This is a genomic window from Brevibacillus sp. SIMBA_040, from assembly GCF_046535075.1.
Classification (GTDB): Bacteria; Bacillota; Bacilli; order Brevibacillales; family Brevibacillaceae; genus Brevibacillus.
Window position 1 is genome coordinate 136,291 of sequence record NZ_JAWRXI010000005.1, and the last position, 12,904, is coordinate 149,194.

The 12,904-nt window shown below is 46.7% G+C and carries 12 protein-coding genes and 1 riboswitch; of the genes, 9 read left to right on the plus strand and 3 right to left on the minus strand.

From position 1 onward, the window contains the following. Nucleotides 1-90 precede the first annotated feature (90 nt). Nucleotides 91-1,479: a hypothetical protein gene (locus SB752_RS10475; protein ID WP_410715604.1), complete on the plus strand. Its 1,389-nt coding sequence runs from the start codon at nucleotides 91-93 to the stop codon at nucleotides 1,477-1,479. A gap of 94 nt (nucleotides 1,480-1,573) precedes the next feature. Here the strand turns inward: SB752_RS10475 and SB752_RS10480 are convergent, their stop codons facing one another. After that, nucleotides 1,574-1,903: a DUF5665 domain-containing protein gene (locus SB752_RS10480; protein ID WP_213022756.1), complete on the minus strand. Its 330-nt coding sequence runs from the start codon at nucleotides 1,901-1,903 to the stop codon at nucleotides 1,574-1,576. A 149-nt stretch (nucleotides 1,904-2,052) separates the two neighbouring features. On the opposite strand from SB752_RS10480, the gene SB752_RS10485 reads away from it, so the two are divergent. From SB752_RS10485 to SB752_RS10495, 3 genes are all read left to right on the plus strand, one after another. After that, nucleotides 2,053-2,511 (plus strand): pyridoxamine 5'-phosphate oxidase family protein, encoded by a 459-nt coding sequence (locus SB752_RS10485; protein ID WP_410715605.1) that lies wholly within the window; start codon nucleotides 2,053-2,055, stop codon nucleotides 2,509-2,511. 83 nt (nucleotides 2,512-2,594) lie between these two features. Beyond that, nucleotides 2,595-2,718, plus strand: a riboswitch (SAM riboswitch). 94 nt (nucleotides 2,719-2,812) lie between these two features. After that, the gene (locus SB752_RS10490) at nucleotides 2,813-3,976 is read left to right on the plus strand and encodes an aminotransferase class I/II-fold pyridoxal phosphate-dependent enzyme (RefSeq protein WP_410715606.1); all 1,164 of its coding nucleotides are present in this window, start codon (nucleotides 2,813-2,815) and stop codon (nucleotides 3,974-3,976) included. Continuing rightward, nucleotides 3,973-5,160 carry a trans-sulfuration enzyme family protein gene (locus tag SB752_RS10495; RefSeq protein WP_410715607.1) on the plus strand — a complete coding sequence of 396 codons (1,188 nt, stop codon included), beginning with the start codon at nucleotides 3,973-3,975 and terminating at the stop codon, nucleotides 5,158-5,160. The genes SB752_RS10490 and SB752_RS10495 overlap by 4 nt, the downstream gene beginning before the upstream one ends. A gap of 190 nt (nucleotides 5,161-5,350) precedes the next feature. Here SB752_RS10495 and SB752_RS10500 read toward each other — a convergent pair whose 3' ends face one another. Then, the gene (locus tag SB752_RS10500; protein WP_410715608.1) at nucleotides 5,351-5,971 is read right to left on the minus strand and encodes a YhcN/YlaJ family sporulation lipoprotein; all 621 of its coding nucleotides are present in this window, start codon (nucleotides 5,969-5,971) and stop codon (nucleotides 5,351-5,353) included. Between the two features lie 204 nt (nucleotides 5,972-6,175). Here SB752_RS10500 and SB752_RS10505 point away from each other — a divergent pair, with 204 nt between their 5' ends. Further along, nucleotides 6,176-7,510, plus strand: a complete 1,335-nt coding sequence (locus SB752_RS10505; RefSeq protein WP_410715609.1) for a PhoH family protein — start codon at nucleotides 6,176-6,178, stop codon at nucleotides 7,508-7,510. Between the two features lie 333 nt (nucleotides 7,511-7,843). Here SB752_RS10505 and SB752_RS10510 read toward each other — a convergent pair whose 3' ends face one another. Next, on the minus strand, nucleotides 7,844-8,323 hold the full coding sequence (locus SB752_RS10510) for a DinB family protein (RefSeq protein ID WP_410715610.1): 480 nt from the start codon (nucleotides 8,321-8,323) through the stop codon (nucleotides 7,844-7,846). A 179-nt stretch (nucleotides 8,324-8,502) separates the two neighbouring features. On the opposite strand from SB752_RS10510, the gene SB752_RS10515 reads away from it, so the two are divergent. The 4 genes from SB752_RS10515 to SB752_RS10530 all read left to right on the plus strand — a co-directional run bounded on the left by SB752_RS10515 (nucleotide 8,503) and on the right by SB752_RS10530 (nucleotide 12,904). After that, entirely contained in the window at nucleotides 8,503-8,949 is a 447-nt protein-coding gene (locus SB752_RS10515; protein ID WP_410715611.1) for a hypothetical protein, read from the plus strand. 74 nt (nucleotides 8,950-9,023) lie between these two features. After that, nucleotides 9,024-9,560, plus strand: coding sequence for a hypothetical protein (locus tag SB752_RS10520; protein ID WP_410715612.1), 537 nt, complete (start codon nucleotides 9,024-9,026; stop codon nucleotides 9,558-9,560). Between the two features lie 409 nt (nucleotides 9,561-9,969). Further along, a complete protein-coding gene (locus tag SB752_RS10525; RefSeq protein ID WP_410715792.1) occupies nucleotides 9,970-11,385 on the plus strand; it encodes an ABC transporter permease in 1,416 nt (471 codons plus the stop codon). 13 nt (nucleotides 11,386-11,398) lie between these two features. Further along, nucleotides 11,399-12,904, plus strand: a complete 1,506-nt coding sequence (locus tag SB752_RS10530; RefSeq protein ID WP_410715613.1) for an ABC transporter permease — start codon at nucleotides 11,399-11,401, stop codon at nucleotides 12,902-12,904.

The window sequence follows — 12,904 nt, forward strand, 5'->3', positions numbered from 1 at the left end:
TACCAATGCAACTTTTTCCAACCCTCTGGCGTCAGTAACTGTGCCCAAAGCAGCAAAATGATATTGGCAGTATAGAAGGGGGATTCACCAATGAAAAAGTATATGACCAAGCCTGTTTTAGCAGTTGTAGCTGCGGCGACCATTATCGGTGGGGTTACACCATTTTTGGCAAATGCAAGCTCAATTGCTTCGCCAAGCGCCACCAAGGTCGTTATGAACGACGAAGGCAAGCAAGTGACGCGCTACAATCTGAAAGAATTGGCACAGAACGATCCGACCACTCTGAACATGCTCCTGAAAAACCAGGCAGACCATCTGTATATCATTGTGGACAGCATTCATCTGAATACAAAGCTGCAAACGTATATGGAAGAAAACAAGGAAGAATGGGAGCGCATTTACAACCAATACTACAGCGATATTTGGCTGGAAGTGCGATTGGCTGAATCCAAAGAGGAAATTGTCAGTGTAAGCGCCCAGACAAAAGATAACAAGGTATATATTAGAGGAATTGTGACGCCAGAGGTAACCAAGGTAGTAGTTACCAAGCCGGACGGAGGTACCATCGACGTCGTACCTACAAGCGAGCACTCCTTTACCGTTACCTTTGCAGCATTAGACACGGTTACGAAAACGTACGTGACGATCAATGCCTATGAGGGCAAGGCGCTCGTTGACAGTGAAAAGGTAGAGCTTATCCCGCAGGCTGTCGAAGAAGCAGACATGATTATCCATACCGTTTCAGTACTCGATGCGAAAAAAGAAGAGCTGAAGGTTAAGGGTGTAGTGAAGCAAGGTGCAGACAAAGCCTATGTGACTTACAACGGTGAGAAAAAAGAAGCAAACGTCAAGAAGCTGTGGGATGGTGTTGGCAGCTTCTCCGTGACGTTGAAGGATGTAAAGGCAGGACCTAGCCAAGCGCTTGTCGAGCTTTACAAGGACGGCAAAAAAATCGACTCAGCATCTGTAGATGTAGAGATCGTGAATGCTCCTGTGAAAGAAGAAGCAAAAGCTTATACAATCACAGGAACAGCTGTTATTAACCCGAAATATGATAAGGTACAGATCAAAGGCGCTGTAGCAGGCTGGTCCAAAAAAGGGAAAACAAAATTAATCGTGATCGCTCCAGACGGAAAGAAGCAGGAAGTCAAGCCGAATGACAAAGGGGAATTTGATATCGAGCTGTCATTCAAAAATCGCTCCTACAGTGCAAAAACAATTCATTTTGAATTGTATCAGGATGACAAGCTTGTGAAGCAGGCAGACATTTTCCATAGTACAAAAGTAGTCGTCAAGCCGGGCGATCATGATGATGATAACGACGATGATGACAAAGATAAAAAGGACAAAAAAGACAAAAAGGAAAAAGGGAAGCAAAAAGATAATCCTCCCAATGGAAATGCGTATGGATATTGGAAGAAGCATGGCCAGGACTGGAACGATAACGATGACGATGACGATAAGGATCGTGACAAATAAGGAATTTATATGACGCTTATAAATTCCGGAACGCATGGAGACTTTCCGCTAAACGCGGTCACTCCTCATTGAGGAAGCCTCGATAGAGGTTTTCTTACGGCTTTTGATAGGATTGAACATATTCAACCAGCTGTCGAATAAAATCACCGATGATCGGGACAGAAAGAAATTGTGTCAACAGTGAGCCAAGAAGCGTGAGAACAATGGCTGTTCCGATAGTTAAACCAAGACCCCGGGCAAGACCTGCGAGGAAATTAATCCAGAGCAGCTTGCGCGGGGCTGTATAGTTTTGTATGACATCAGCCAATCGGATATCTTCTAAAAACATGGCTATTTTATGCATCCGTTCATTCAATTCGCGAACTTCGTGTAGCTCTCGTAGCATCTGATCAATTTGCGCTAGCATGCGGTCTGTAGGTGACATACGAAAAACCTCCTTATCCGTAATGGGACTTAGGTTTCTACCAGTTTAAGGGAAATGTCCTGCTAGAATCAAGGGACCGAGGTAACGTTTGCCTATCCTCATGCAGGGAGGTACAATAGGTATACAAAACTTTACAAGGAGGGATCGGAATGGCTGAAACTGTTTCCCGATCATTGTCTGAAGAATTATTTGCGCTCTTGCAACAGGAGCGTTTCATTACTTTGGGTACAATTGACCATGAATCGGGTGCACCGTCGCTCAGCTCCTTGTCTTGGACCTATGCGCCGAATGTCGAGTCGATCCGTTTTGCTGTGGACAATCGTTCGCGCATATTGATAAACATTGCGAAGGAACCACAAGTGGTACTCCATCTGATCGGGGCAGGATCTTCGTTTGCGATTAACGGAAAAGCTGTTCTCAAAACAGAGCGTTTAGAAGAGGTTCCCCTCAAGCTTGCGATGGTTGAGATCACGATTGAAACGATTCGAGACATCATGTTTTATGGTTCCCGTATTTCCGTTGAACCCCAATATGAAAAAACGTACGATAAAAATGCGGCGGCAAAGCTGGATAACCAAGTGATGACGGCTCTTAAAAACGCAAAGTAAGTATGAAAAAACCTTGTGGAAAATCTTGTTGACAACAAAGCGGACTATCCGTTAGTATTAAGCAATCAAATTGAATAGCAATCTTCTTATCCAGAGCGGCGGAGGGACTGGCCCGATGATGCCCGGCAACCAATCACCTGTATTCATGATACAGGGAGATAATGGTGCTAATTCCTGCAGAGTTATTCAAACTCTGAAAGATGAGAAGGTCTTGCTTACGGAAACGTAATCAAAGCCTTCTTTCAGAGGAAAGGGGGCTTTTTTCATGCCCCTCGAACACCATTGGAGGGAGAGAAATTAGATGCATTTGGAGACAAAATTAGTTCAGGCAGGCGTAGGAAAAGATGAAATGACTGGGGCGGTGAACTTCCCGGTATATTATGCTACCGCTTATCGCCATCCATCCTTGGGACAGAGTACCGGATACGATTATACCCGTACAGCCAATCCAACCCGCTCTGTTTTGGAGGAAACGATTGCCGAAGCAGAAGCAGGTGATGCCGGCTTCGCGTGTGCATCTGGAATGGCTGCTGTTCATACCGTTATGGGCTTGTTTTCCCAAGGTGACCACCTGATCGTATCGCTCGATTTGTACGGCGGAACCTATCGCTTGTTTGAGCAGCTGCTCTCACGGTATGGGCTGACATTTACGTATGTAGATTTGCGAGACATCCAAAAAGTAGCGGATGCGATTCGTCCGGAAACAAAAGCCATTTTTGTAGAGACGCCTACAAATCCATTGATGCAGATAACAAATATTCGAGAAGTAGTACAGCTGGCAAAGAATCACGAGCTGATGACGATTGTAGACAATACATTCATGACACCCTATTGTCAACGCCCACTCGAATTGGGAGCGGATATCGTGCTTCATAGTGCAACGAAATACTTGGGAGGACATAATGATGTTCTTGCAGGGTTAATTGTAACAAAGGGAGCGGAGTTATCTGAAAAGATGAGGTTTTTGCATAATTCCATTGGAGCTGTGCTCGGACCACAAGATAGCTGGCTTTTGGTTCGCGGAATAAAGACACTTGCTCTGCGCATGGAGCGGCATGAAGCAAATGCGTTTGCTGTAGCAGCCAAGCTCAAAGAGCACCCGGCAGTTGCTGAGGTCTTTTATCCGGGGCTTGCCGAACACCCTGGTCACGACGTGCAAAAAAGTCAAGCAAGCGGGTTTAGTGGCATGGTATCGTTTCGGGTAAGGTCGGTTGAACAGGTAGGACTGTTTTTACAAAATTTACGAATCGTATCTTTTGCAGAGAGCTTGGGCGGGGTAGAGTCGTTGTGTACATATCCTACGACACAGACACACGCGGACATTCCGCAAGAGGTACGGGAATATGTGGGGGTATGCGACAGACTATTGAGACTGTCGGTAGGGATTGAGCATCCGGATGATCTGATTGCTGATCTGACGCAAGCATTGGATGCAAGCCTTGTTGTAGGGGGGGCGCTACGATGAACTTTGCTACCAAGGTATTACATGGTACTTCGTGCTTCGATCCAATCACGGGTGCATCGTCCGTCCCGATTTATCAGGCGTCCACGTTTCATCAGGCAGATCTGGACCAACCGGGAACGTTTGATTATGCGCGCTCGGGCAATCCCACCAGAGCTGCACTTGAAGAAGCGATTGCAGGTCTGGAAGGGGGAGAACGCGGCTTTGCTTTCGCCTCCGGGATGGCTGCGATATCCAGTGTATTCATGCTGTTCTCAGCAGGTGACCATGTGGTAGTGGCAGAGGATGTATACGGGGGGACTTTTCGGTTTTTAACCAGGGTATTATCGAGAATGGGCATCTCCGTGACTTTTGTAGACGCGAGTCAAATAGAAGCAGTCCGTGCGGCGATTATACCAACTACAAAAGGGATTTATCTGGAAACACCTTCCAATCCAACGTTGAAAGTGACAGACATTGCAGCCGTATGCCGGATTGCCAAACAGCATGACGTCCTGGTCATTGTAGACAACACATTCATGACTCCATACTACCAGCGCCCTTTGGAGCTAGGTGCTGACGTTGTCATTCACAGTGCAACCAAGTTCATTGGTGGACATAGCGACGTAGTCGCCGGATTGGCTGTCACTCGTGATGCTGCGCTGGGAGAACAGCTGTACTTTATCCAGAACGGCATGGGAGCCATTCTGGGTGTGCAGGATTGTTGGCTCGTAATGCGAGGACTGAAAACGCTCAAGGCGCGACTGGATGTCAGTACAAACACAGCAGAGCAGCTGGCGAATTGGCTCGCGGCACATCCTGAAATTACGCACGTCTATTATACAGGCTTGAAGGAGCACCCTGGACACCAGGTACAAGCGAGTCAATCCAGCGGGCATGGCGCCGTGCTTTCCTTTGATGTAGGGAGCCGTGAGCGGGCAAAGGCATTGTTTGATCGGGTGAAGCTCCCGATTGTGGCTGTTAGCCTTGGAGCAGTCGAAACAATACTCTCCTATCCTGTGACCATGTCACATGCGGCGATGCCAGCAGAAGAGCGGGCAGCACGTGGAATTACCGATGGATTAATCCGTCTTTCTGCCGGCTTGGAGGACGTCAATGATTTGATTGAAGATTTGAAGCAGGCATTGGAAAATCTGCCGCCGCTCAAACAAATAGAGGAAGTAAAAGAGGCATTCTCCCGGGCTTAGCCTGAGGGGAATGCCTCTTTCTTTTTACGTATAAGAATTTATAAGCACGAGGTTTATAAATTCTGGAGCGCATGACAAGGTACCTCAGCGTCCGCTCCCGGCATTACTTCGGTGAAACTTTCCGCTAAACGCGGTCGCACCCCCTTGAGAAAGCCTCGATAGAGGTTTTCTTACAGGAGCACCCTAGACATCAAGGTGTGGTCCCACGATTAACGTTAATCTTATCATTTCCATGCGGGGTTGCTTTTCCATCCTTGTTCATCCGTTGTTCATTTGTCTTCGTAGTAGGCTCTTCCTTCTTTTGGACATTGCGCGGCAGCTGCGGAATGATGCGACCCACAATATCCGCTAGCTCTTGAGCAAATCCGGAGACAGGGTGTCCCTGGCGAATATCAGCTGACATTTCCTTCAGACGCTGCACAATGTCAATATCAGCGGTGACGATTGCATTTGCGCCCTGAGGATCTTCCTTGAGGGCTTCAGCAACGGAGTATTTGATCACTCCGACTTCTGGGCGATCGAGATGAGCATCTACATCAATCCCGACGACAGCCATTTTCCCAATCACGACAGCGGTAGCGCCATGCACTTTTTTCACGCGAGTGGCCAGCTGTACGAGACGATCAGCTGTCGCTTGAGAAGATTGATTGTATCGCGGCTCAGGGGCAGTCTGTTGTACGCGCTGTGTATGTTGCGCTTGCTGGTTGGGCTGTGGCGCAGCCTGATTCGCCGGTGGTTTATTGCTCGACATGCATGCAGTTAGCAGCAAGCAAGCACCGAGGCAGCCGATTACAATCCGTTTCACAGGCATTCTCCCTTTCCCAAAATTGCCTTCCTTGAACTTCGGAGGGCAGGGTTACAAGTATTGTGTTCCTGCCTGTCTAATTTCATTCTGCCAATGGTCCGTCTATCTGTGGGACACCGAACATAGACTTTAGTACATCACGTCGCCGCATTTGAGCATCCCTCCAAAAATTGCATAGGGTATATAAGATGGGTATTAGGAGGCGAGATTTTGAAGAAAATCTACGTACTGGACACCAACGTACTCCTGCAAGATCCACGGGCGATGTTTTCCTTCGCTGACAACGAGATTGTCATACCCGCTGTGGTGTTGGAAGAAGTCGATTCCAAGAAGAGGTACATGGATGAAATTGGCCGCAACGCTCGGTACGTATCGCGGCTTTTAGACAGCTTTCGGGAATTGGGGCACTTGCATACCGGTATCACGCTGGAGACGGGCGGATTATTCCGGGTAGAGCTGAACCACTCCTCCCTGCACAAGCTGCAAAAGCAATTTACAGAGATGACGAACGACAACCGTATTTTGGCGGTTGCCCTGAATTTGCAGGAAGAAGAGAACTTGGCCCCGCAGCCTCGTCCTGTCATTCTCGTCAGCAAGGACGCATTGATGCGGGTCAAAGCCGATGCCTTGAATATTTCCGCGGAGGATTTTCTTTCCGATCGAGTCGTCGGAGAGCATTCCAGTATTTACACAGGGTATCAAAAAATGATGGTGGCTTCCGAGATCATCAAAACGTATTACACTACAAGAAAACTGCAGTTAGCCTCCTGTTTCCCTCGTTACCGTTTTTATCCCCATCAATTTCTGGTGCTAAAAGATGAGTTAAACCCGTCCATATCGGCAATCGGCAAGGTAGACAATGATGGGAAGACATTGGAGATGCTGCTGTCAGATGATGATCCGATTTGGGGAATTCGAGCCCGCAACGTGCAGCAGCGCATGGCTACAGAATTATTACTTCGGGATGACATTCCGCTCGTCACCATGACGGGCAAGGCCGGAACAGGAAAAACCCTGCTGGCATTGGCCGCAGGTTTACTGCAAATCGAGGATCAGCAAAAATACAAAAAACTGCTGGTGGCACGTCCTATCGTTCCATTAGGAAAAGACATCGGTTATTTGCCCGGCGAAAAAGAAGAGAAGCTGCGGCCGTGGATGCAACCGATTTATGATAATTTGGAATATTTATTCAACACAAAGCGTCCTGGCGATCTGGATAAAATACTTGCGGGAATGGGGAGCTTGCAGGTAGAGGCTTTGACCTATATACGTGGACGCTCCATTCCAGGTCAATTCATCATCATCGATGAAGCGCAAAATCTGACCAAGCATGAGGTCAAAACGATTTTGACTCGAGTAGGCGACGGGTCAAAAATCGTCTTGATGGGCGACCCGGAGCAGATCGACCATCCGTATTTGGACGAAAGCAACAACGGGTTGACATACGTCGTCGAAGTGTTCAAGGACCAAAAGCTAGCCGGTCATATCCGGCTGGAAAAAGGGGAGCGCAGCGTACTCGCACAGCTCGCTGCAGATTTATTGTAAGCGAGGTGTATATATTTATAAAAAGGGTTCATACTAATTTTTGTCGAGCCCGATGATTCATGTTAAACCGGCGCAAAGCCTTGCAGGAGGCGAAGATCCGTGGATAACGATGATCAAGCAGTCGACGAAAGTCGCTATGGCGAAAACCGATTCCTTTAGATAACTTTTCTCTACTATGGAGGTTGAAGTGCTAAAGAGAATAACCGGTAGGACCCCATAAAAGCAATTGGGCTCGACAAAGGACCGCTCCCTTCTTGGGGGCGGTTTTCCGTTTTGCAAGGCTTTGGTATCAAAAAAAGAACGCGGGAGCTGTTTCCCACGTTCTGAGCTAATCTATTTGGAACCGGCTGCGATTCCTTTGCGTAATCCGGAAATACATCCCATATGCATGCCTTCATGGAATAGTGTGAAAGTCAGCATTTCGCCATAGGTGTAAATGGTGCCTTTATCGCCCAATTGAAATGGTTGTGGCAACGGCTCATTCAATCGATCTTGCAATGCTTCCTTGATGCGAGATGGCTGTTCCTTCAATTGAGCACCTAATGTCTCCAAGGAAGGAATATCCCCTTGCCAATTGGCGGGTTTGGTGGCAGGAGCGAACAAGGCACCGTAGGCTGGTGGCAGCTGTACTCCGGCAGGGCCAAATAACAGGAAATCTTGACATAGAAGGATATGTCCCAGGTTCCAGCGGATGTTATTGTGAAAATTTTCCGGAATGATATCTGCAGTTTCTTCGCCGATGCTTGCGAGTGTAGCCAGCGTCATACCACGAATCAAATCGTACTGATTCCAAATGAAAGCTTGATCTTGCATGGAAAATGACCACCTTTCCTTTATGTAGAATACCATTCTCATGTTACAGCAAAACAGGCTAGTCGGGAACAGGATGTAGTTACTTTTTAGAAAATTCGCACCAGGAATAAATGCAGCCATGTTTTCTAAGCAAGTTGTCCTCGTCTCTCCATATATATGATGATAGGGGAGGGGAAAGGATGGTCACTCTGGATTCTTCTATCGCATTTTTAATTTATATTACAGCTGTATCAAGTGCTGCCGCAGGAGTAACAGAAGCCTGCAAGTCTGTCATCCCTTTTTTATCTACGGATTATGAAGCGAGAAACGACTGCTGGGAAGATCACAATCACGCCGCGAGACTCATGCATCACAAACGATTTTTCAATCTGCTTATTTCTGTTTTAGCAGCGAGCGGAATATTTGGGATGCTCGGCTTGGATCCGGCCATGATCCTGACGGGTGCCGCTTCTGCCTATGTGGAAAACTCCTGGCAAGTCGGTACGTGGCTCTGGGGAATTGTAGCGGTTTTTGGCTCTCCGTTTTTTGCCTCTTTGTTGAAGATTTTAGAGGGCTTCAAACAAAACGTAAGCAACAATCAGCCTCCCAATCGCCCACGCCAAAAGGTAAGCGGCCCTCGAGAATAAGACTCTCCTTGCTCCTAGCTGACGGGTAAGGTAAGATAATCGGTGTATATACCGGGCTAGAGTAGGTGAGCACTATGAATAGTAGAAAAATGCTTCGCATAATGGCAATTTTCGCATTAGCCGTCATGATGCTGGTAGCTTGTTCCTCGCAGAATGGGACGGCAGACTCTTTTGATCCTGAGAATCAAAAGGAGTATGGCATCAACGGAATTTATGTAGGTCAAAACATCAAAGAAGCGATGGAGCTGCTAAAGCCAAACAAGGCTGATTTCATGGACATGGTATCAAGAGAGAGCTACACCGTTGACCAGATGGCATCGGGATCGGGTGAAGCAGTGATGGGCATGCTGCTTGTGAATCGCACCCAAGTGATCGTTAAAGTGAAAAAAGGCGTGCTTCAATCGATTATGCTAGGTGGCGTTGCACAGGAAGACGCAGACGTACTAAAGACCAATCGAGGCTTGGCGATGTACGCCAGCAGCGACGAAATGAAAAAGCTGTATGGCGATGCAGCCGGAGAAAAGGAAGTCGTGTACAAAGGCAGCAAGTACATGGCCAACTTTGGTATTGCCGATAATAAGGTTGTCTGGTTCCGATTTGATCATCTGTAATTCCAGACCGTCTTCTTTTCCGTGAAATGGAGGAAGGCGGTTTTTTTTGCTAAGTATTGACTGTTGGCGATGTTTTTTATAAAATGAGTCAAGTGCAAATAATTCATACTAAACAACTAGGTATTATGTGAATTTCTGTATGCACCCTACTTGAATAGATGGGGCTGACCCGACAACGGGAAGCAAACTGATCGAGGTTTGTTTCTTGTTGTCTTTTTTTACGTATAAGAATTTTTAAGCATGAAGCTGATAAATTCTGGAGCGCATGGAAACTTTCCGCTAAGACGCGGTCGCTCCTCCTTGAGAAAGCCTTGATAGAGGTTTTCTTATGAATTCATTTGGAGGTTGTCGTATGGCATATATCAACACGGGGCGAATTGCAGAGGAGAAGCTGAAAACAACAAGCGCTATGGGCGTTCGATACCGGATTGGCCGTACCTATGAAAAGATGTTGAAAAATCAGCTCTACAAAATACTCCTTTTCGTTTCCGGATTACCAATCAACCTGGTTGTGGCGGCTGTCTTTTTCATTCAAAGGCGATCCGATCCCTTTCTCAAATGGAGAGAGGAGACCAAGCTTCGTTTACGCAAAGAAGGAGTAGAAAACCAGCTTACTGCGGATATACGCTATGAGCTCACAACCAAATACATCTTTTTCAATAAAGAGGTAAACGAAAGCAAGCTGCAAGCAGAAACGAAAAAGCTGGCAGCGAGGGTGTTTCAAGAAGAGGTGACAAAAAAAGTCGATGACGCGATGAGAGCTGCCGGGATCAGCAAAGTTACATATGGCAGTACGTTTTCCAAGCTGATTAATCATCCGTTGTTTTTTGCAGCGTCCATGATCCCCGGAGTCTTGATGTATTTGTTCATTTACATCTATAGCAAGCCGTATTTGAAATATGTGTTTGATCGACTAGTCATGATGGTCTTTGTTATTTTTGGAGTTACCTTTCTGGTGTTTACGATTTTGTATTTATCCCCCTTGGACCCTGCGGCGAACATTTTGGGGCAAACCGCCACACCAGAACAGCTACGGCACTTTAATCAGGTTTATGGACTGGATCAGCCTTATCTCGTCCAGCTATGGAATTCCTTTAAAGGGCTCGTCACGTTTGATCTGGGCAAATCGTTTGCTGGCAATGAAATGGTATCGACAGAAATTATTCGCAAGCTGCCGATTACGCTTCAACTGACAGTGATTTCATTGATCATCGCTATTTTGATGGCGATACCGTCCGGACTTATTTCAGCGACAAGACAGTATTCTTTCTTCGATTACGGTTTTATGGTACTTGTGCTGCTCGGATTATCGATCCCTGATTTTTGGCAGGGGCTGGTCGCCATCTTGTATTTTTCAATCAAGGTACAGTGGCTCCCGGCTACTTTTAATCCGGACAACTGGTTGTCTGTCATCAATCCAGCGATCGTGTTAGGGACGGGACTGGCAGCCTCGGTTGCTCGAATGACGAGGTCCTCTACCCTTGAGGTGATTCATCAGGATTACATCGTGACAGCCAAAGCAAAAGGACTGAGTGAGAGAAAAGTCATCCTCAAGCACGCTTTGGGCAATGCGCTAATACCAATCGTTACCGTAATCGGCTTGCAATTCGGCGGTATGCTTGGCGGGGCTGCCGTAACGGAAAAAGTATTTAATATCAACGGGATCGGCAGCTACATCGTCGATAAACAATTTATCCCGGATATTCCGGGGATTTTGGCGGGTGTGATCTATGTGGCCGTGACCATTTCAATTGTGAACCTGATTGTCGATTTGCTGTACGCCTTTCTTGATCCCCGAATTCGTTCCAAAATAAGTGATTACTAAAGCAGGTGCATGGATGAGAACACACTATGAAAAACGAGCTACCAAACGCAAGCTAAAAGCTTTTCAGGAATACAAGCTTTCGAATTTTGCCGCATCGGCATCAATCGTTTTGGCCATTTTGTTTGGATTTAGTGGCTATGACCTTTTTGAGCGGACGGTATCAACACCTTTTCTTGTATTGGCAGGCATTTATCTCTTGTTCGGAATGCTACAGCTACTCGTCTCAGCAAAAATCCGAAGCGATATTTTACAGCGAAATACGATTCAAGCAACGACCAGGATCTTTGGCTTTTCGCTTATAATCGCCTTGCTGACAGGAAATATTTTTGTTGCGATTGCTGCACTCGACATCATCAAAAAAGAAAAATCAATTGAGTACATGCTAGCCATCTACATGGCGCTGACGAACTTTTGTATTATCCTGATCTCGGCATTGAATCTGTTCAAGCCATATGTTGCGGATCTGTTCCTCTTGGGCATGGGTATTCTTCTTTCGGTCAGTATACTGCACATCGCTGCCATGATACTAATCGGTCTTTTTTTGAAAAATGGCGGTGTATCTAGGAATTTGCTGCCACTTGCGTACCTGTTGATTCTGACTGCGGTCACAGGCAATGTATTCTCGCTGCTGCTAGGACTTATGTTGTTGCACAAAATCAAGCACGGCAACAAGGAAGTGCTCGTCACTTGGGTGGATATTGTCCGAAGACTGTTTCGAAACGCGATGGCGGTACTTGGTCTTCTCTTTATTACCGTTTTGCTGTCGCTATCGATTTGCAGCTATTTCACTTTTGAATATTCGCTTGCCGTAGAGAACAACTATTCAACCTTGTTGCTTTCGCCAAGCCTGGAGTATCCGTTTGGAACCGATGATTTTGGCAGATGCGTATTTTCTCGAATCGTCTTCGGTGGGCGAATTTCTCTGCTTGTGGGTATTTTGACGACGTTAATCCCAGTAATCATAGGTGGATTATTGGGTACGATATCCGGCTTTTATGGCAAGTACGTTGATAACTTCATCATGAGAGCGCTGGATATTTTATATGCGGTTCCAGGCATGCTGCTCGCCATTGCGATTGTGGCTGCCTTTGGAGCGAATACAACCAATTTGATTATCGCACTCAGCATCGGATACATCCCTACTTATGCGAGGACGATGCGGGCAACGGTACTAAGCGTGTCCAACTTCGAGTTTATCGAGGCAGCGAGAGCTTGTGGGGCAAAGGACCACGCGATCATCTTCAAGCATATCATCCCGAATTCGTTGGCGCCGATCATCGTCAAAGCGACCTTGACTATCGGGATAGCTGTCATCTCCACAAGCAGCCTCAGCTACTTGGGACTTGGTGTGGAGCCCCACATTCCGGAGTGGGGAAACATCTTGAAAATCGGAAGCGCGTATCTCGAATCGAAATCATACCTGGCCGTTTATCCAGGCATCGCAATTATTTTAATGGTGCTATCGTTTAACTTTTTTGGGGATGGACTGAGAGATGCCTTGGATCCAAAGCTGAAATAG

Excerpts from the sequence above, each read along its gene's own strand:
- SB752_RS10490 (WP_410715606.1), top strand. The coding sequence starts at position 2,813 with ATGCATTTGGAGACAAAATTAGTTCAGGCAGGCGTAGGAAAAGATGAA.
- SB752_RS10495 (WP_410715607.1), top strand. The coding sequence starts at position 3,973 with ATGAACTTTGCTACCAAGGTATTACATGGTACTTCGTGCTTCGATCCA.
- SB752_RS10500 (WP_410715608.1), bottom strand. The coding sequence starts at position 5,971 with ATGCCTGTGAAACGGATTGTAATCGGCTGCCTCGGTGCTTGCTTGCTG.
- SB752_RS10510 (WP_410715610.1), bottom strand. The coding sequence starts at position 8,323 with ATGCAAGATCAAGCTTTCATTTGGAATCAGTACGATTTGATTCGTGGT.
- SB752_RS10485 (WP_410715605.1), top strand. The coding sequence starts at position 2,053 with ATGGCTGAAACTGTTTCCCGATCATTGTCTGAAGAATTATTTGCGCTC.
- SB752_RS10525 (WP_410715792.1), top strand. The coding sequence starts at position 9,970 with ATGGGCGTTCGATACCGGATTGGCCGTACCTATGAAAAGATGTTGAAA.
- SB752_RS10520 (WP_410715612.1), top strand. The coding sequence starts at position 9,024 with ATGAATAGTAGAAAAATGCTTCGCATAATGGCAATTTTCGCATTAGCC.
- SB752_RS10515 (WP_410715611.1), top strand. The coding sequence starts at position 8,503 with ATGGTCACTCTGGATTCTTCTATCGCATTTTTAATTTATATTACAGCT.
- SB752_RS10475 (WP_410715604.1), top strand. The coding sequence starts at position 91 with ATGAAAAAGTATATGACCAAGCCTGTTTTAGCAGTTGTAGCTGCGGCG.
- SB752_RS10530 (WP_410715613.1), top strand. The coding sequence starts at position 11,399 with ATGAGAACACACTATGAAAAACGAGCTACCAAACGCAAGCTAAAAGCT.
- SB752_RS10480 (WP_213022756.1), bottom strand. The coding sequence starts at position 1,903 with ATGTCACCTACAGACCGCATGCTAGCGCAAATTGATCAGATGCTACGA.